This window comes from Limnothrix sp. CMB-01 (assembly GCF_055193175.1).
Genome location: NZ_CM143720.1, coordinates 1,624,707 through 1,643,083, shown reverse-complemented (window position 1 = coordinate 1,643,083; position 18,377 = coordinate 1,624,707). Strand labels below are relative to the sequence as shown.

Genomic DNA, 18,377 nt, shown 5'->3' with positions numbered 1-18,377 from the left:
CCGAAATGGTCGATCAATCTTGGTTTTCCCAACCCCTTTCCCATGGCCGGAAAGGGGGCGGAAACCGCTGAGGATCAGGATCCAGGCGACAGCCAAAATCTGGTTAGGTTCGGGAATTGCACCAATCAGCGCGATCGCACCCGATCTCCAGCCAGCGCTAGACTTCGTTAGGCTAAATCCATCCCGATCGACCGCAGCAAAATAAGGTGATAGCGCATGGCCGCGACAGATTTTAAGGATTACTATGCGGTGCTGGGTCTGACCAAAACCGCCAGTGCCGAGGAAATCAAGAAAACCTATCGACGGTTGGCGCGCAAATACCACCCGGACTTGAACCCGGGCGACAAACAGGCGGAGGCGCGGTTCAAGGAAGTGAACGAGGCCTATGAAGTCCTGTCCGATGCGGACAAGCGCCAAAAGTACGATCGCTTTGGTCAATATTGGCAACAGGCCGATCGCGCCGGTCAAGCCTGGGGAGGAACCGGATCCGGGGGAGCCGGGTTTGATGATTTTGAGTTTGGCCGCTACGGCAGCTTTGATGAATTTATTAATGAGCTGCTGGGACGGTTTGGCGGGCCAGGGGCCGCCGGGACGCGATCGAGCAGCTACAACTATCGCAGCGGCACGGGCAGCAACTACAGCGGCAATTACAACAGCAGCAATTTTGGGGGTGGCTTCTCCGGCTTTGGGGATGTGGGCGGCTTTGGCCCCCAATCGGCCGCGGGCGATCGGGAAGCCACTTTGGCCCTGTCCTTTGGGGAAGCGTTTAATGGCACGCAAAAGCGCCTGAGCCTGGGAGCCGAAACCATCACCGTGCGCATTCCTCCCGGGGCCAAACCGGGCAGCAAAATTCGCCTCAAGGGCAAGGGGCAATACGACCCCTACAGCCGTCAACGGGGAGATCTGTACCTGAAGGTCAGCCTCAATAGCCACAACTTTTTTCAATTTGAGGGCGACACCTTGGTTTGCGAAATCCCGATCGCCCCAGATGAAGCGGTGTTGGGAACCAAGGCCGATGTGCCCACCCCCGATGGGTTGGTGACCATGAATGTGCCAGCGGGCATCAAGTCGGGTCAAACCCTGCGGTTGCGGGGCAAGGGTTGGGTTGAACCCAGCGGCAAACGAGGGGATTTGTTGGTGCGGGTGGCGGTGACTTTGCCCAGTTCGCCCACGGCGGCCGAGCGGGCCGCCTATGAACAGGTGCGGGCGGCGCGATCGACCGATCCCCGATCGCACCTGCGCTCCGTTCAGCTTTAAGCGTTTTTAGGCATTTTTAAGCGTTGCCAAATCGGTCGATTAACCCTAGCAAGGAACCATCGATCGAACCGTGGTGGCAAAGTTCGCCAAGATCCGCAGGCCCGCCGCCGCTGACTTTTCCGGGTGAAACTGCACCGCCATCACATTGGGCCGACCGGAACCGAGTGCTTCGCAGTGAATGGCGGCCGTCACCGTTTGGCTGCCGTGGGTGGTCGTGGCGGCGATCGCCCCTGGATCCGCCGGATCCACATAGTAGGAATGGACAAAATAGGCCCAGGGCAACGGCTCCAGCCCTTGCCACAGCAGGGATGTGGGTTGGGTGAGGGTCAATTGATTCCAACCCATGTGGGGGATGGTGATGCCTGGTTCTGGCTGAAAAGCCCGCACGGAGCCGGGCACGATGCCCAGGCCCGGTTCCCGGCCCTCGCTGCTGGTTTCAAACAGCATTTGCAAACCCAAACAAATGCCCAAGAAGGGCTTTCCTTGGGCGATCGCCTGGCGAATGGGCGCTTCCAATCCCCGATCGCGCAGTTGCTGCACCGCCGGATCAAAAGACCCGACTCCCGGCAGGACGATCGCATCGGCGCGATCGATCACCGTTGCCGAGTCAGTCACGATCGGCTCAACTCCCGCCTGGGTTAGCCCCTTGCAGGCGGAATGCAAGTTGCCCATATCGTAATCGACCACGGCAATCGTTGTCATAGGACACCAAACCCCTGCAATTGCTGCAATTGTATTGACTGAAACTGTGATTTGGATGACGGGCGATCGAAAGCGATCTCAATCATCCAAATCATTCAAAAGATCGAAACCACTGAAATTATAGGTTTGAAATGGCGCAATCTCCCTGGCTGATCACCTCCTTTCAAACTTGGTTACCCCATCAGAAATCCAACGCCTCCGATGATTTGCTAGCTTTGCTGATCGAACAACGGCAACTGCCCCCGCAGGCGATTTGCTTGCGACAATTACCCGTTGATTTTGATCTGGCTCCTGAGCGGGTGATTGGGGCGATCGAGCAACATCGTCCTCGGAAAATCCTGTTGTGTGGCATGGCTGAGGGGCGATCTCACCTCTCCCTCGAAGCCCAAGCTAGCCAAGGGGGCAGTCGGTTAGCAACGGGTTTTCATTTGCCGCAACTGTTGGCGGGCACTGAGTGTTCTGAAATTAGCTTTGATGCGGGAAATTTTGTTTGCAATGCGCTCTATTACCGAGTCTTGCAATGGCTGTTGCTCCACCGCCAATTAGCCAAAACTCTGTTTATCCATGTGCCGGTTTTGACCCTTGAAAATCAAGGAAAAATCGCAGCGGATTTCCGTCAAATTTTGCATAACCTAGAGCACGATCGCCAAGTTTGATTTCCTGCAAATCTACTCAGTCTTATCCTTCACCAATCGCCCATCTTCCATATACAGCAGTCGATCGGCAATATCCAAAATTCGGTTATCGTGAGTAACCAACAAAATGGTGCAATCTCGCTCCTTGGCCAAGCGTTGCAAAATTTCCACCACATCCCGCCCCGACTTGCGATCGAGCGCGGCCGTTGGCTCATCGGCCAACACAATTTTGGGAGAACTCACCAGGGCCCGGGCGATCGCCACCCGCTGTTTTTGTCCCCCCGAAAGCTGCTCGGGATAATAGTCCAATCGCTCTCCCAATCCCACCGCCGTCAACATTTCATCCACCAGCCGATCGCACTCCGCATCGGTGTAATGGTCATGTAATTCCAAGGACAAGCGGACATTTTGGCGAGCGGTTAAAAAGCTCAAAAGATTGTGGGCCTGGAAAATATAGCCAATGTTGCAGCGAGTTTTTAAGAGCTGTTCTTTGCTGGCTCCACACATTTCTTGGCCCAAAATTTTCAAGCTTCCTTCATGGGCTGATCGCAACCCTCCCAACAAGGTCAATAGGGTGGTTTTTCCAGAGCCAGATGGCCCCGTCAGCAGCACAATTTCACCCGCTTGAATGATCAGGTTAATGTCATGAAGCACCTGTTTTTTGAGATCACCATTGCCAAAATAGTGATTCAAATTCTGAATCAGAATGGCACTGGCTTGGCTAGATGGTTGCCCAAGGACTTGATTCGTAACCTGATCCATGACTTGATCCATAACCTAACCCTCTGCTAGATTGATCTTCCCAAATTGATCTTCCAAAAAGTGGGCAAAAATCCTTAGAAAATATCCGCTGGATCCGCTTGATAAAGCTTTTGCATGGCAATCACGCTGGAGGCGCTACACATGGCAATGGTCAACACAAAAACGGTGATGGCGCGATCGAGCCGCATGAAAATTGGCAAAAGAGTGGCGGAATAGGTGATTTGATATAAACCCATTGCCAAAACCATGCTGGGCAAAAAGCCAATCACTGCCAAAATCAAGGCTTCAGTGATCAAAACGCGCACCAGGAAGGCGTTGCTGTAGCCCATGGCTTTCATGGTGGCAAATTCCGATAGGTGATCGGACACATCGGAATAGAGAATCTGATAAACAATCACGATGCCCACAATGAAGCCCATGATGGCCCCAAGACCAAAAATGAAACCAATGCCGGTTCCTTCAGCCCAATATTGTTTTTCAACGTTGGCAAATTCTTCAACGGTCAAAACTCGCACATCTTTGGGCAAAAAGGCAGACAGTTTCTGTTGCATCACCACCGGATCGCTACCCGGTTGCAGTTGAATTAACCCCACTTCAATGTTGCTGGCGGAGCGATCGGGAAACAAGTGCAAAAAGGTGGAATCACTGACGATCGTGTTGCCATCTGCCGCAAAAGATGCCCCCAGGGTGAAAGTACCGCTGACGTTCAAGAGCCGATCGCTCAACTCCACTTCTAAGCCCTGGGGCGATCGGGCCAACCAATCGGCTACCGTGCCATATTCTGGTCGTCCTGCTTGGTCAAACAAAACTGTTTTCAGCAGGGTGATTTGATTGAGTTGCTGTTCCACTTCCGGCAGCTTGAAACTGGGCTTTCCCGGTTCCACACCCCAAACCAAAATGGCGCGACTTTCACGGGTTTCTGGATTGCGCCATTGGCCGGTGTTGATGTAAATAGAACTCACCTCTTTCACCTCGGGCAGTGCGCGAGCTTGATAGAGCCGTTCGCGTTGGAAACTCTTAACAGAAAAAAGCGTCCGAAACTGAGGATTAATCAGGATTAAATCCGCATCAAGGTTGAGGTGGGGTTTGATGGCTGCGTCGTATAGACCACTTTGGAACCCCAACTGCATGAACATCAAAATATCTGCAAAAGCAATGCCAGCAGTGGCCACAATTAGGCGGCTTTTCTGGCGCACCAATAATAGCCAAGAAAGGGGAGTTTTTTTGGGCATGGGGTCGGTTGCAACGCTAGCGAGCGTGCTGGCAAAAGAATTGATTCAATAACAATCAAATGACTGCTAATCAAGTGACTATTAATCAAATGACTATTAATCAAGTAACCGCCAATTAGCGAGTTAGCGAGCGTTTCCCGTGCCGGTTTCGATGCTCACTTCCACTTGCAAATTGGTGAGCGATCGCACGCGGGCCGTGCTGGCCGGATCGAGCAAAATGCGCACTTCCACCACCCGCCGATCGAGGTTTTCGCCCGGCTGATTGCTAAACACGTTTTGTTGCAGCACTTGCAGTCCCACTTGGGTCACCGTGCCGCGCAAGCTGCCCTGAACAGCTTGGCCCACAATAGTTGCCGGTTGGCCAACGCGCACCAGCCCCACATCGGTTTGGTAAACCTCCGCCACGGCCACCATTCGATCGGTCTGGGCCAGGTCAAGCAGGCCGCTATCACCAATCTTTTCGCCTGCCCGGGCATGGATCTTCAAAATTTGCCCATCGCTGGGGGCCCGCAAATAAGCCCGCTCCAGGGCCGCCGCCGCCCGATCGCGCGCGGCCCTGGCCGCCGCCACTTCCGCCAAGGCCGTGCGCACATCCACCGTCCGCACTTCCGCCACGCTGCTAAGGGTGGACTTGGCCTCTTGCCATTGTTGTTGGCCCGCCCGCTCAACCCGACTCAGCACCGCCGTGGCCTCTTGCACTTCCTGGCGACCGGTGCGATCGAGCCGGTTCAGCTCCGCCCGGGCTTCCTGAAGCTGCCGAAACAAAGTTTCCACCGACAGCCGCTTGGAATCGTACCGGGAGGCAGATTCCGCCCCTTCCTGATAAAGCGCCTCATAGCGCCGATATTCTGATTGGGCATTGGCTAACTCCGCTTCCAAGCGACGGACGGCGGCCGACTGTTGGGCCAACTGCCCTTGCCACTGGGCCCGCAACCGGCTGAGCTGGGCCCGTTGAGCATCAGTGTTCCCTTGCCATTCTGCTTGCACTCGGTTCACGGCGGCCCGCTGGCTGTTGATGTCACCGGTTTTGGCCCCGGCCCTCACTTGGGCTAGGCGCGCTTCGGCCACCTGCACTTGGCGGTTCGCTTCGTTATATTCGGCGGCCAACACGGTTTCCGAAGCCAACAAGGCCACCACTTGCCCCGCCCGCACCTGATCGCCTTCCCGCACGCGCAACTCACTGACCCGATCGCCATCCAGCGCCAAGGGAGCCGCCAACCGCACCACCTCCGACTCCGGCTCCAGTCGCCCCAGGGCCGTCACGCCCGATCGCACCACCGGGCCCGGGGTTGAGCTTTGGGCCTGTTGCTCTGCCGTTGCCCGGTTCCACTGCGACAGCCCGATCGCCCCCAGGGCAATGCTTGCCGCCGCCGCGCTAGCCGCCAGAGCCAGCGTGTTGAAATTCCTGAACTTTACAATCACGATTGGTTTGCTCCCAGTAGCCCGCTAGCATCTTGGACATCAAAACTGCCTGTTCCGCCAAGTCCAACTGCTCACCCAAAAGCATTCGGCGGTACAGCAAGCCACTCACCCAAGCCAAAAAACACTCCAAAACCGGACGATCGTGAATTCCCAAAAAGTCTGCCAGCGCCTGAACATAGCGATCGTGGGCCCCCTGAATCAAGGGATTTTTGCGCACCACTTCCCCCTGGTGGCGGCAAAACTCCGCAATTAACAGATCCTGCTGGCGAAAATATTCCTCGTTGTCAATCACGCAATTCATCACCACCACAATTCGTTCGGCCAGGGTCAGCGGATGGCTCAACTGACTGAGCACTTGCTCTCCCGTATCCTCCAAGCTCAGGTAGTCCATGAGTTGGATGAAAAGATCTTCTTTGCTCTCGAAATAGTGGTAAAGGGTTCCGGTGGAAACACCGAGTCCCTTGGCAATTTCCCGAATCGTGAGTGCGTGGTAGCCCCGTTCGGCAAACAAAGCAAAGCAACGACTCAGGAGTTCTTGGCGATAGCTCTCGTGATCAACAATTTTGGGCATTGGCTCAATACGCAAGTGTTTTTAATCGGTTTTTGTGCGGCCACACTACCTCACCTGCGCAGAATTGGCACTGAAATTGGCATTGAAATCGACATTGTGTAATGCATGATCAGGGGTCGATCGATGCCTAATGAGTGTCGTATTCATGCCGAATCGATGCCTGAGCAATGCTGAATCAAGGAGTTCATCAGTGAAATCACTAGCAACTTATTGAGGAATACTCTCGATTAGTTCCCTAGAGCAATTCTCTTGGGGGTTGTTTTCAGAAACGGTGATCAAGAATGGTTGGTCATTGTTTTCAGGCTTGGATGACTGAATTTTGTAACCGAAATGGTGGCAACTTGGGACGAATCCTCAGCCGAAAGATTCAAGACCAAAAGATTTGCATTTAATTTGCATCTTCAGGACTCGAACCCTCGACATGGGGTCGCAGGCTGCCAGTTGATGAGTTGAGGGTTGGGGTTCTGAACTCGGATTTATTTTAAATCGAACGTTCGTTATTTTTCTAGTCCCCAACTCAAATTTTTGTCAAAATTTCCGGATAGTAGATTTTCAGCTGATTTTCTGGGGCAGCGCCCCGATCGCCCTAACCCTCGCATTGCCGACCCGACACATTTCCCAGGGCGCTGGGTGGGAATGGATAGACTGGAGACGGAGATTGCAATCTATCCATTGCCACTCCTTGCAGCCATTGAGAATCAGTCGTCATGACCATCTGGGTAAACGAACAAATGGATCCCGCAGGCATTTCCCACGCTTGCATTGCTTCTACCAGCGAAGAACAGGCCCAGGCCTGCTATGAGTCTTTCCAAGAAAATCTGACCGATGAACAGCGCCAGGAGGGTTGGGTGGTGACCATGCGCACCGTGGATTCTTGGGATGATGTGCCCGTGGCGGCCCTGAAGCTGAGTGTTTAAGCCGGTTCAGTCGATCGCCCCTTGATTCGCCTTAGTGCTGTCTGAAGTGCTGTCTGAGCCTATGCAGCAGCCCAGATCAAATCCAGATCAAATCCGGATCAAATTTTGAACCGGTGGTTTTGAATCTGTGGTTCACGGATTCGAGGCCGACCCTAGGGGGCGATCGAGATACAATCAGGCCGTTCGGGGCTATTTCTGTGCCATTGCACCCTGTGCCATCACAGATCGGCTTTTGCAGCGCGCTCCTACCGAACCACACCCACCCTCTTTTTCTGACAAGCTCTGTCGTTTGTTTTTAGGTATCAGCAACAGCGAGGCAAGCCATGGATCGCCAAGACATTCGGGAACGGTTAGGCAACATTGATCAAATCCGCGACATCTTGGTCGGCTCCCAGCTTCGCGACTATGAAAATCGCTTTGCGCAAATGGAGTCGGAACTCAATCTGTTGCATCAGGATTTGCAGGATCGGATTGAGGAGGTGAAGGTTTCCCTCTCAACCCAATTGCAAGCGTCCCTGGAGGCGCTGGATAAGCGGTTGAAGGGGTTCACCACCAAGATGCAAGAGGAAACTACGGACTTGCAGCAACAGAACGATCGCCTGGGTCGGCGGGTTCAGGCCATCTTTGAGGAGTTGGATCGAGCCTTTGAGGAAAAAACCACGGCGATTGATGGCCGTTTGAACGAAAGCCGCGACAAGCTGCAAGAGGACATCCGCACCCTGCGTACTCAAATTTTTGAGGAGCTGGATGCGCGGTTCTCGTCCTTGCGCGATAACAAAGTGGAGCGTGAGACTTTGGCGGAGTTGATGTTTGAGCTGGGAATGCGCCTGAAGGGTCAGGATGTGGTTCCGGCGTTGCAAGCGGCGATCGATCCGCCAAGTGCCCTGTCGGTGGAGTTGGTGTCGCCGGAGGGTTAATCAGAGGGTTAGTCAACGGTTAACCGGACTGGGGCGCAACAATCATGCGGGCCGGTTCGCCAATCCTGGCCGATCGGGCATTGGGCCAACGGTGGGTTTTTCTCAGGAAGATTTCCTAGACTGGATGGAACCCGTTGTCACTGTTGGATTGAGTTGGTTGGAGTGCTGGCCCTATGCCCGATCGCAATCATTCCGAGTCGGAGCCGGTGGAGGATTGGCTAGATCTGCTGAGTCAGTTGGGCCGATCGTCTCAGTCGCCCACGGAGCGGCCACCCAGTTCGATCGCCCCGCAACCCCAAGGTTCGGTGGCGAGCCGTCTCGCGGTTCCTGATGAAACACTGCAAGGCCGAGCGGGATCCGACTTAACAGGATCTCGCTCGACCTTGGTAGAAGCCGATTTGGCCGCCGACTTAACAGCCGATTTGGCAGGAAACCTGGCAGAAAACTCAGCAGATCGTGATGAGTTACCGATCAATCCATTTGGGGCCGATCCGGATTTGTTGACCCCGCCTTCGCCCGCAACGGGGCGATCGGGGCAAGATACAACCACCAAAGCAGGGAACGTGGCCAACGGCAACGGTGCACCCTCCGAAGGCAACGGCAGCTCAGGGGAAGATGCCTGGGAGCAGTTGCAATCGCTGCTGATTGGTGACAACTTTGTCCGCGTGGAAGACCGGGTGGAAGCCCTGCGCGGCAAAATGCAACGGGTTCAGCAGCAGGTGGATGCGATTGAGTCCCTGCTGCAAAATGCCGATCAACTGGTGGCGCACCTATCGCCCCTGATTGCGCGGTTGATTGAACGGCGGGTGCTGGATGCCCGCGAAGAAATTTGCCAAGCCCTGTTGCCCACGATCGATCGCCTGATTTATGAGCGATCGCTTCAGGATCGACAAGCCATGGCCGAGGCGATCGCCCCCGTGCTGGATGCGGCGATCGTCCAGCGAATGCAAGATGCTCCCGCTGATTTGGCCCTGGCGATCGCCCATGCCATTGCGCCCGAAACCGCCTCCGCCATGCGGGAGCAGTACCAGCTTGATGCGGACTCGATGATTCAAGCCCTTGGGCCCATGATGGGGGCTTCAATCAAAGAGCAAATTGCCCTAGAACGGGATGCCATGGTGGATGCGCTCTATCCCGTCATTGGCAACACGATCGCCAAGTACATGAAAGACGCGATCGACTCCATCAACGAAAAGGTGCATAACACCCTGAGTATGGAAGGGGTGGGCCGCAAGATGCGAGCCAAAATGCAAGGGGTCTCCGAAGCGGAGCTGATTTTGCGGGAAGCCATGCCCTATCGGGTACAGGCTGCTTTTTTGATCCACAAGGCCTCGGGTCTGGTGATGAGCGAATGTCAATCCGCTGACCAAGATCCCCTCGAAGGGGACATGCTGGCGGGAATGCTCACGGCCATTCGCAGCTTCGTGAATGATTGCATGGTGCAAGATGGCAACGTGTCCGAATTGCACGAAATTCAGTACAACGATTCGCAAATTGCCATGGAGGTGGCCGGTTACTGCTATTTGGCGGTGATTGTGAAAGGTCAACCGTCCAAGGGCTTCTACCGTCAGTTGCGATCGACCCTGGAGCGGTTGGTGGAACGGTACGATCGCCCCCTGCAATCCTTTGATGGCGACTCCCGCACCCTGCCGGCCCCCGTTCACACGGCCGTGACCGGCTTGGTGCGACCCATCCAACGGCGTTCGTACCTGAACCTAAATCGGCGGGGTGGGTTTCCTTGGGCCCTGACGGGGCTAATTTTGGTGCTGAGCGCGGCGATCGCGGCCCCCTGGATTTGGTGGAACTATCAAAACCAGCGCAATCGAGGCCTGTTGGCGGCCGTGCAAGGGGCCCTGAATACCTCTCCCCAATTGGCGGTGTATAACCTATCCGTTGATTTACAAGGCGATCAGTTGCGATTGCGGGGCAAAGTTCCCTATCCTTGGCTGCGATTCCAGGCGGAACGCACAGCCACCGACACCTATCGGGCGATCGACCCAAAACGGTTTCAGCAAGCCACACCCCCCAAAAATCAAATCATTGCCGTGCAGTTGCCCACGGATCCCATTCTGGCGGCTGCCGAGGTGCAGCGGATTGCCAAAACCTTGAACCGGGATGGCAACGTGGTCAACGCTAGCTACAGCATCGATGCGCAATCCGGCGGAACGGTCACCGTCACCGGCTCCGCCCGCAGCCGAGCCGAAGCCAGCGCGATCGCGGCGGCCTTTGAGCGGGTTCCCGGCACTAACCGTGTCGTCAATTCGTTGCAAATTGTGATTCCGAGTCTGACCGTTCGGTTGTACTTTGAGTTAGGAGCCGATCGATTCGTTGATGTCGATATTGCCGGCAAAATCGATCCCATTCGCCAATTCCTGCAAAGTTATCCGGATCTGAACCTGCGCGTGGTGGGCCACAGCGCCCCCACCGAACCGAATGCGTCGGCCCTGGCCTTGCAGCGAGCGCAATTGGTGCGATCAGCCCTCATTAGCCGAGGCATTTCGGCCCAGCGGCTAGTGCCCAGTGCCCAGGTTGGGCCCCCGCCGGATGTGACCCAAGGCGATGGGGAATGGATGAGTCGTTGCGTGCGCTTTGAAGCAATCCCAGCGCCTTAAATTCCTGATCCATTCCCCATCCATCGTGAAGCCAATCGATTCACGACTCGATTCACGATGTTCCTCCCTGGCTTGCCCATGAATGAGCCATCGCTTCGGTTTGCTGGATTTGCCTGCTATGTTCGACCAGCTTGATTTGCATCATTAACCCGCTGGAACAAGGCTCCTGAGCAATTCCCTTGCTTTGAATCATGTCCTGAATTGCCCATCCGCGATCGCCAGGGGGCCCGAAAATCGGGAGTTTTGCCGTTGAATTTCGGCCAGTTTCCATCCTGTCTTCTACAATCGGCCTAGTCGCCGGTGCGTTTGCCAACCCCCTAAAGCCATGCAAACCCTTTCAAAAAAAATTTGTTTGGTCGGTGATTATGCAGTTGGCAAAACCAGCCTGATTCGTCGATTTGTGGATCGGCAATTTAGCGATCGCTACTTGTCCACCATTGGGGTAAAAATCTCTCGGAAGATTGTGCCCGTGCCGCTGCCAGATCCGTCTCTCGATCGGGCCTCTGAGCGGCCGGAGCCGATGGAATTGCAGTTGCTGATTTGGGATGTGGAGGGCCAAACCAAGTTTCAGCGGATTGCCCCCAGCTATCTTCAAGGATCCTCTGGGGCGATCGTCGTGGCCGATGCCACCCGCCCCGACACGGTTAGTCATCTGCGCGACCATGCCAATTTAGTGCGATCGGTCTCGCCCACCAGTGTCGTGATTTTGGCCATCAACAAAGTCGATTTGATGGACGAGTCCCATAAGCACCATCTACAGCTTCAGGTGGAAACCCTTCTGGCCGGCGTGACCTACTCGCTCTATTGGACTTCCGCCAAAAGTGGCAGCAATGTGGATGAGATCTTTAGTGAATTAGCCCTGTCCATGGTGCAGCCAGCCATCAGCCGGGGCCGATAGCTGACTGGGCGTTGGTTTTGGCTTAGGTTTTGGCTCAGGTTTGGCTCACTCAGTGCGAATGATGCAAGTTGAGCAAGAACGCAGCAAGAACTCAGCACGAATTCAACGCCAAATTAAATGCCAATTAAGTGCAAACTAAGCGCGGGTCAACACTGCCGGGGCCGTTTGGATGGGCACCACATCTAGGCGATCCTGACTGGCGCAATATTCCAAATCCTCCAGCAAACCCAGCCGCAGCAAGCGTTGGCCGTGGCTTGCCTGGTGAAACAGTTGCAGCAGTCGATCGCGCCATTGGTCATAGAGCGCCAACGCCGCCACGGCCTCATCGTTGCCGAACCAATCTGAGTCCTGACCTAGTTTTTCCAACAGGGCAGAAATAATCGCACCAGCGCAGACCGTATCTTCCAGGGAAAAGCTGCCTTCCCAGCCGGAAGCGGTCATCCAGAGGGTGGCGGGTTGTTGGGCCAACACAAAGTCCACGATCGCCCGTCGATTCACCAGGGCCGCCGCCAAAACAACCGGGGCGTTTTGGATGGTTTGCAGGGCCCGAGTGCCGTTGGTGGTGCTCATGAACAGGCGTTTGCCCGCCACCCGATCGGGGGTACAGTCTAGGGGAGAGTTGCCCAAATCACAGCCTTCCACGGTTTTGCCGCCCCGCTCGCCAATCCGAATGCGACGATCGGCCGGCCAAGCCTCGCTGGTGGTCATCAATTCTTCAAGGGTGCAAAAGGCCTGAACCGATTCCGCTCCGGCGGCCAGCGCTGTGGCGATCGTGGTCGTGGCCCGCAACACATCAATGGCGATCGCACAGTCCGGCGCTGGGGTCGTCGGCGACTCGCTCCCCGAAAATTGGGGGGTTAACTCCGGGGTATGAAATACAGAAATCTTCACAGAACAGATTTCTTTACAGAACGCAACGACACCCTTTAGTGCATCACGATGGGGGCGATCGCGCAAGCATGGTCAGCCCCAAGATGTTCTGGAAATTGTGGATCGGTGCTGAGCCTAAAAGACCGGAATTTCGTTTGGTTTTGGGAGGATTGTCCCCATCAGCCGACGAAGATCCTAAGGAGGGGACGATTAACGGGAATTAACCATAAACAACTAGGGTTAATTCGGGCTGGCCGGAATGTTGCTTCAGAACGTCATCGAAGATGATTCAACCAGACCATTCAACCAGACCATTCAACCCGTGACCAGAAGATGGCCATGGGGCGCTAAATTCAGCTAAATTCAACCGATGGTTGACGGCGGCCCGTTGTGGCCAGCCACTGAGCGAAGTCATGGGGCCAGGCATTTAGAGTCACCATTAAGACCCGTAACTGAGCGTAGGAGAATGGGGCGATCGCCCCGTCCCGAACCGCCGAAACCCAACCGCAATTCGTCAAGACTCTGGGTGTTTCATCTGCCATCTAGGACAGAATCTTGCTAGGCTCAAAGAACCATGCCAACTAACTCTCCGGCAATGCAAACTGAAACCTTTACAGAGCTTTTTCCATTGTTCAATGCGGCCAGTCAAGAAACGCTCGATTGGCTGTTGGCGGCCGCAGTCGAGCATGATTACCCCGCAGGACGCGCCGTTTTAATGGAAGACTCTTGGGGAAATGCGGTCTATTTCATTGCCTCCGGATGGGTGAAAGTCCGTCGGCTCTCGGGGGACAAAGACATGACCTTGGCCATTTTGGGTCAGGGTGACTTTTTTGGAGAAATGGCCATCTTGGACGAATCGCCTCGATCGACCGATGTGTTGGCCCTGAGCGAAGTGGAACTATTTAGCATCTCCGCTCAACGATTTGTCCAAACCCTGTTTAAAGATTCCCAGCTACACCACCGACTGCTGCAACTCATGGTGCGTCGGGTTCGGAATGCCAACACCCGCTTGCAGTTGCGCCGAAAACCGAGCGCCGTCAAATTAGCAAACACCTTGGCTTCTTTGGCCGATGACTACGGACAACCGGCCGATCGGGGACGCGACATTCTGAATATCCCGATCAAGGATTTGGCAGAAGTCAGTGATATTACCCTCGAAGAAACCGCCAAAATTATGGCGAAACTGCAAGAAAAAGGTTGGGTGAAGATCGATCCGCACGAAAAAATTATGCACTTGCCCTTTTTGCCACAGTTACGACAACTGGCAAGCCAAGGTTAGTGAGAGGCTATGGAGCGGCATAGTCAGATGGCATGGTCAGTGTGTTGCTGATTATTTCCTCTGTTGTGATTGCATTCTGTTGATGACGTTTTCTCTTTCTCCGACCCATGACCCAAGCAATTGCCACCCCGCCCGATCGTCGAGTAGCCCAGTTGCCACGGTTAACTTATCAAGTGGCCATGCCCGAGCCACAAACCCACCTTTTTGAAATTGAACTGGTGTTGGAGGGTTGGCAAAGCACCACCTTAGATCTCAAGTTTCCCGTTTGGACTCCCGGTTCCTATCTGATTCGGGAGTATGAACGGCATCTGCAAGACTTCAGTGCTTGGGGGGCAAGCCAACAGCAACTGCTGTGGCGAAAGCTGGCCAAAAATCACTGGCAAGTGGCGATCGGGCAGTTAGAAACGGTCACCATTCGCTATCGGCTGTTTGCTAACGAATTGACCGTGCGCACGAACCATCTCGATCGCACCCATGCCTACTTCAACGGGGCAGCCACGTTCCTCTATCCCGTTGGGGGGTTGGAAATTCCGTTGCAAGTGACCATTGCCCTGCCCCGATCAGACTGGCAAGTGGCCACTGCTCTGCCCTTGGTCAACGATCAAGGAACCCACAAAACCTTTCAAGCGGCCGATTTCGATCAACTGGTTGATAGTCCCTTTGAAATTGGAACCCATCAACTGCATCGCTTTGAAGTGCTGGGCAAATCCCATGAATTAGCAATTTGGGGTAATGGCAACCTGGAACCCCAATCGATCCTTGAGGACTTTGAAAAAATCATCAAAGTTGAAGCTAACCTATTTGGCGGCCTGCCCTACGATCGCTACCTATTTATTTTGCATCTCACCGGTCAGGGCTATGGCGGCCTAGAGCATAAAAACTCCTGCTCGCTGATTTATAACCGCTATGGATTCCAGCAAACGGAAAAACGCCATCAGTTCATGCAACTGGTGGCCCATGAGTTTTTCCATCTTTGGAACGTGAAGCGGATCCGGCCCAAAGAGCTAGAAACCTTTGATTATGATGCGGAAAATTACACGCCGTCCCTGTGGTTTTGCGAAGGAACCACCAGCTACTATGATTTGCAAATTCCCTGCCGTGCGGGTATTTATAGCCGAGCAGATTTCCTAACACAATTGAGCAAGGAAATTACTCGCTATCTGAATACACCGGGACGGTTAATTCAGCCTTTGGCCGAATCGAGCTTTGATGCTTGGATTAAGCTTTATCGGGCTGAAGCCCACAGTGGCAATAACCAAATCTCCTATTACCTGAAGGGAGAAATGGTTTCCTTGCTATTGGATTTAAAAATTCGGGCTAAGTTTGACAATGCTCGATCGCTCGATGATGTTTTGCAACGCCTGTGGCAAGCATTTGGCCAACCAGAAGTGGGCTTTACCGCTCAACAATTAGAGTCCATTATTGCTGAAGTGGCTGAAGAAAACCTGAGTGATTTCTTCCAGCGCTATTTGCACACCACTGAAGAATTGCCACTCCAAACCTATCTGCAACCCTTTGGCTTAGAGCTAAGGGGAATTGTCGATCGCGCAGTTCCCCACTTGGGTTTGCGTCTGGCTACCGAGCAGGGCCGCGAAATGGTGAAATTCACCGAAGCTCAATCACCCGCCTATCATGCGGGCATCGATCCTGGTGATGAAATCCTGGCTCTGGATGGCATTCGGTTAGCAGCGGGACAATTGCCCGATCGCCTCCGAGACTATCAACCGGGCGATCGACTCACCATCACCTATTTCCATCAAGATCAACTCCAATCCACCACCGTAGAACTGGCTGATCCCAAGCCCAGTCGCTACGAAGTTGCCCTTCTCAAAGACATCAGCCCGCTGCAAGAACAACTCCTCACCGGTTGGTTAGGAGCTGCCTAGGGAATGCGGTTCGTTATGCAAAAAGCGGGAGCCACTTCAGATCTTGAAGCTGGACTCCCGCTGGCGAGACGGATCTTAGTGATGGATCTTAGCGATTGAAAGGAATGCCGAAGAGGCACGAAACTGGCAAGCAAGTCACGGAGCCTGATCCTTGGGCTAATTCCCACCGGAACTAACCCCTACAGATTCGAGAATCGATCCAAGAACCTGGGGATGGAACCGTAACTATTCAGCCGCGCCTTCGTCGCCCACAACCACAGGAGTGATGTTGACGATTTTGCCGCCCAACCGCAGAATCCGTTGCATTTCTTGGTTCATGCGGCTATAGGGAACGTTAATGAAGATACTGCCGCTATTGCGCACAGAATAGGACTGGCGATCGGTTTGGTCATTTTGAGCCAAACCCGTCACTTCATAACGGAACACACGGGCCCCAGCAGTGGTGTTGGCCGACGAACCCGCAAGCGCTTGACCGAGCATAAACTCTCCCTCAAACTGTTAAAAAACTTCGCAGTTAAATGTCGCAGTTTAACTGTGGAATACTGTCTCTTTCAAGACGATAGAAAACGAGGTACAACGCATGAATGAATCATGATCATTGCACCTCGTCAATCGCAACCACTACAAGCAAACAGGAGCAAGCAAACAAGTCCCAGCCATTCATGGTTTGGCCCTGTTGCGGCGTGTCACCGCTGTGCTGCATCAGCCCAGTCAGCAGCCGTTGCCATCCGACAATCCAAGCCGATCGAGCTGGGTACAGGGCAGGGTGACCAAGCAACACAACCTTCCAATGGGGCTGAGTCATCATTCCATTTATTTCAAGCCAAGACCCTAAACAGGGGTAACGCTGGCGATTTTGCCGCCTTGACGTTGGATCTTTTGCATTTGATCCGACAACCGCGAGTAGGGAACCGTGAAGGTGCGGCTGCTACGACGCACGGCCGGATAGCCAGCGCCCAACAGGCCCGTTGCTTCCACGCGATACAGGCGATCGCTTTGGCTTTGGCCAAAAGAGGTGGGGGTGAGGCTGCCTTGGCCCAGGTCTTGCGAATTACGGAAGGCCCAGCCAATGTTGCTGCCCGAGGGACCCACAACGGCCGAAGCAGAATTGCGTCCCAACTCCGTGGCTAGACGCGGGCTGATTCCTTCAATCTGTGCCCGATCGCTATTGGCATAGCCCCGGTACAGGTGGAACATACGCGTAAAGCCCACGGTCTTCTGACCCGTTTGGGTCGCGAAACCGCGGTAGTAGGGAACAATATTTTCGCCAAAAGCGTTTTGATATTCTGCGGAATCGATGTAGGAATCGATGTCAGCATCAAAGCCTTCGTTTTGGTAGCGATCGAGGTGTTCAATCACTTCCGACTCATCGTAGGGCGCGCGACCCAACAGATGCTTCAGATTCAACTCGATCGTCCGAGTTTGGAAGTTGTTATACAAAAACTTCTCTTTGTATAGATCGGACTTCGCCACGGAGCGGACAAATTCCTGAACCGTGATCGAACGATTACGCAGCAGCGACTCAGAGCTAATCAAGCGCTGAGACTGCATCACATAATCGTTGCCCAGTACCTGACGGTAAACCGCCCGGATCACCAGTTCAACATCATCTGCCGAAGCATAGGCCCGCAGCTCAACGGGTGCAGCATCTGCATAGGCTGCCGTCCCCAGGCGCGAAGCAGCAACAGTAACGGCCATGAACAAATCTCCCAAAAATCACAGCAAGCACGGCTTACAAAAAAGCTCCCGGAAGAGGAGCCAACCAATTGAACCAGGTTACCGTTGCTGGGCAAACCAGCCACAACCGGCTCGGACACTCTTCCGGGATTGCATCAACTAGCTCAGGGCTTGGATAGCGTAGTCGATGTAGGTGTTTGCTTCGTTAGCAGCTTGACCGCTCAGACCGTGGTTAGCCTTGATGCTCTTGAGAGCTTCAACGTACCAGCTGGGGGACAGTTCGAAGGTGCTGTTGATTTCAGCCAAACCAGCGATGAGGTAGTCATCCATGGGGCCGGTGCCACCAGCAACCAAGCAGTAGGTGATCATGCGCAGGTAGTAGCCCACGTCACGAGCGCACTTGTCCTTGCCGGTTTGGGTCGAGGCGTAGTTAGCGCCGTTCATTTGGGTCGTGTAGGGGAACTTGCCGTACACAGCTTGCACAGCAGCGCTCACCAGGCTGTCAGCCTTGGTGGTCAGGGCGCGAGCAGCTTCCATGCTGGCTTGAGCGCGCTCGAAGCGACCGCGAGCCGATTGCAGTTCAGCGTTGCTCAGGAAACGACCTTGCGAATCAGCAGCTGCGATAGCTTCGGTGATCGGAGTCTTCATAGTCCCGTGTTAGGTGTCTCTAAAGTTAGCGTTGTTGACATCTTCCCTACCGCAAGCGGACAGGGATTCCCAAACTTCACAGTTTGGGTTTC

18 protein-coding genes are annotated in these 18,377 nt (G+C 54.3%); 8 read left to right on the top strand and 10 right to left on the bottom strand.

Annotated elements, in window-relative coordinates; genetic code table 11:
- Positions 1–216: 216 nt before the first annotated feature.
- On the top strand, positions 217–1,257 hold the full coding sequence (locus ACZA91_RS06895) for a DnaJ C-terminal domain-containing protein (RefSeq protein WP_463185537.1): 1,041 nt from the start codon (positions 217–219) through the stop codon (positions 1,255–1,257).
- A 45-nt stretch (positions 1,258–1,302) separates the two neighbouring features.
- Here the strand turns inward: ACZA91_RS06895 and hisH are convergent, their stop codons facing one another.
- Positions 1,303–1,959 (bottom strand): imidazole glycerol phosphate synthase subunit HisH, encoded by a 657-nt coding sequence (gene hisH / locus ACZA91_RS06890; protein WP_099535437.1) that lies wholly within the window; start codon positions 1,957–1,959, stop codon positions 1,303–1,305.
- 131 nt (positions 1,960–2,090) lie between these two features.
- On the opposite strand from hisH, the gene ACZA91_RS06885 reads away from it, so the two are divergent.
- On the top strand, positions 2,091–2,615 hold the full coding sequence (locus ACZA91_RS06885; protein WP_463185534.1) for a peptidase C15: 525 nt from the start codon (positions 2,091–2,093) through the stop codon (positions 2,613–2,615).
- Between the two features lie 12 nt (positions 2,616–2,627).
- On the opposite strand, the gene ACZA91_RS06880 is transcribed toward ACZA91_RS06885, so the two are convergent.
- The 4 genes from ACZA91_RS06880 to ACZA91_RS06865 all read right to left on the bottom strand — a co-directional run bounded on the left by ACZA91_RS06880 (position 2,628) and on the right by ACZA91_RS06865 (position 6,581).
- Entirely contained in the window at positions 2,628–3,356 is a 729-nt protein-coding gene (locus tag ACZA91_RS06880) for an ATP-binding cassette domain-containing protein (protein WP_099535505.1), read from the bottom strand.
- Positions 3,357–3,430: 74 nt separating this feature from the next.
- Positions 3,431–4,588 carry an ABC transporter permease DevC gene (gene devC, locus ACZA91_RS06875; protein WP_099535439.1) on the bottom strand — a complete coding sequence of 386 codons (1,158 nt, stop codon included), beginning with the start codon at positions 4,586–4,588 and terminating at the stop codon, positions 3,431–3,433.
- Positions 4,589–4,711: 123 nt separating this feature from the next.
- On the bottom strand, positions 4,712–6,010 hold the full coding sequence (locus ACZA91_RS06870) for an HlyD family efflux transporter periplasmic adaptor subunit (RefSeq protein WP_463185531.1): 1,299 nt from the start codon (positions 6,008–6,010) through the stop codon (positions 4,712–4,714).
- Positions 5,964–6,581 (bottom strand): TetR/AcrR family transcriptional regulator, encoded by a 618-nt coding sequence (locus tag ACZA91_RS06865; protein ID WP_190526317.1) that lies wholly within the window; start codon positions 6,579–6,581, stop codon positions 5,964–5,966. Before ACZA91_RS06865 ends, ACZA91_RS06870 begins: the two co-directional genes overlap by 47 nt.
- A 707-nt stretch (positions 6,582–7,288) precedes the next feature.
- Here ACZA91_RS06865 and ACZA91_RS06860 point away from each other — a divergent pair.
- From ACZA91_RS06860 to ACZA91_RS06845, 4 genes are all read left to right on the top strand, one after another.
- On the top strand, positions 7,289–7,498 hold the full coding sequence (locus ACZA91_RS06860) for a glycogen debranching protein (protein ID WP_099535445.1): 210 nt from the start codon (positions 7,289–7,291) through the stop codon (positions 7,496–7,498).
- 323 nt (positions 7,499–7,821) lie between these two features.
- Complete coding sequence (locus ACZA91_RS06855) at positions 7,822–8,415, top strand: hypothetical protein (RefSeq protein ID WP_190353539.1); 594 nt, start codon at positions 7,822–7,824, stop codon at positions 8,413–8,415.
- A 173-nt stretch (positions 8,416–8,588) separates the two neighbouring features.
- Entirely contained in the window at positions 8,589–11,027 is a 2,439-nt protein-coding gene (locus ACZA91_RS06850; RefSeq protein ID WP_463185526.1) for an OmpA family protein, read from the top strand.
- Between the two features lie 325 nt (positions 11,028–11,352).
- Positions 11,353–11,925 (top strand): Rab family GTPase, encoded by a 573-nt coding sequence (locus ACZA91_RS06845; RefSeq protein ID WP_099535453.1) that lies wholly within the window; start codon positions 11,353–11,355, stop codon positions 11,923–11,925.
- A gap of 135 nt (positions 11,926–12,060) precedes the next feature.
- Here the strand turns inward: ACZA91_RS06845 and ACZA91_RS06840 are convergent, their stop codons facing one another.
- Positions 12,061–12,816 carry a 2-phosphosulfolactate phosphatase family protein gene (locus ACZA91_RS06840; protein WP_099535507.1) on the bottom strand — a complete coding sequence of 252 codons (756 nt, stop codon included), beginning with the start codon at positions 12,814–12,816 and terminating at the stop codon, positions 12,061–12,063.
- Between the two features lie 574 nt (positions 12,817–13,390).
- Between ACZA91_RS06840 and ACZA91_RS06835 the strand changes: the two genes are divergently transcribed.
- Both ACZA91_RS06835 and ACZA91_RS06830 read left to right on the top strand, forming a co-directional pair.
- Positions 13,391–14,074 carry a Crp/Fnr family transcriptional regulator gene (locus tag ACZA91_RS06835; protein ID WP_099535455.1) on the top strand — a complete coding sequence of 228 codons (684 nt, stop codon included), beginning with the start codon at positions 13,391–13,393 and terminating at the stop codon, positions 14,072–14,074.
- Between the two features lie 107 nt (positions 14,075–14,181).
- On the top strand, positions 14,182–15,960 hold the full coding sequence (locus ACZA91_RS06830; RefSeq protein ID WP_463185524.1) for a M61 family metallopeptidase: 1,779 nt from the start codon (positions 14,182–14,184) through the stop codon (positions 15,958–15,960).
- A 225-nt stretch (positions 15,961–16,185) separates the two neighbouring features.
- Here ACZA91_RS06830 and ACZA91_RS06825 read toward each other — a convergent pair whose 3' ends face one another.
- From ACZA91_RS06825 to cpcA, 4 genes are all read right to left on the bottom strand, one after another.
- Positions 16,186–16,440 (bottom strand): phycobilisome linker polypeptide, encoded by a 255-nt coding sequence (locus tag ACZA91_RS06825; protein ID WP_099535459.1) that lies wholly within the window; start codon positions 16,438–16,440, stop codon positions 16,186–16,188.
- A 115-nt stretch (positions 16,441–16,555) separates the two neighbouring features.
- Complete coding sequence (locus ACZA91_RS06820; RefSeq protein WP_190404974.1) at positions 16,556–16,768, bottom strand: hypothetical protein; 213 nt, start codon at positions 16,766–16,768, stop codon at positions 16,556–16,558.
- A 23-nt stretch (positions 16,769–16,791) separates the two neighbouring features.
- Positions 16,792–17,658 (bottom strand): phycobilisome linker polypeptide, encoded by an 867-nt coding sequence (locus ACZA91_RS06815; protein WP_099535464.1) that lies wholly within the window; start codon positions 17,656–17,658, stop codon positions 16,792–16,794.
- Positions 17,659–17,796: 138 nt separating this feature from the next.
- Positions 17,797–18,285: a phycocyanin subunit alpha gene (cpcA, locus tag ACZA91_RS06810; protein WP_099535466.1), complete on the bottom strand. Its 489-nt coding sequence runs from the start codon at positions 18,283–18,285 to the stop codon at positions 17,797–17,799.
- Between the last annotated feature and the right edge of the window lie 92 nt (positions 18,286–18,377).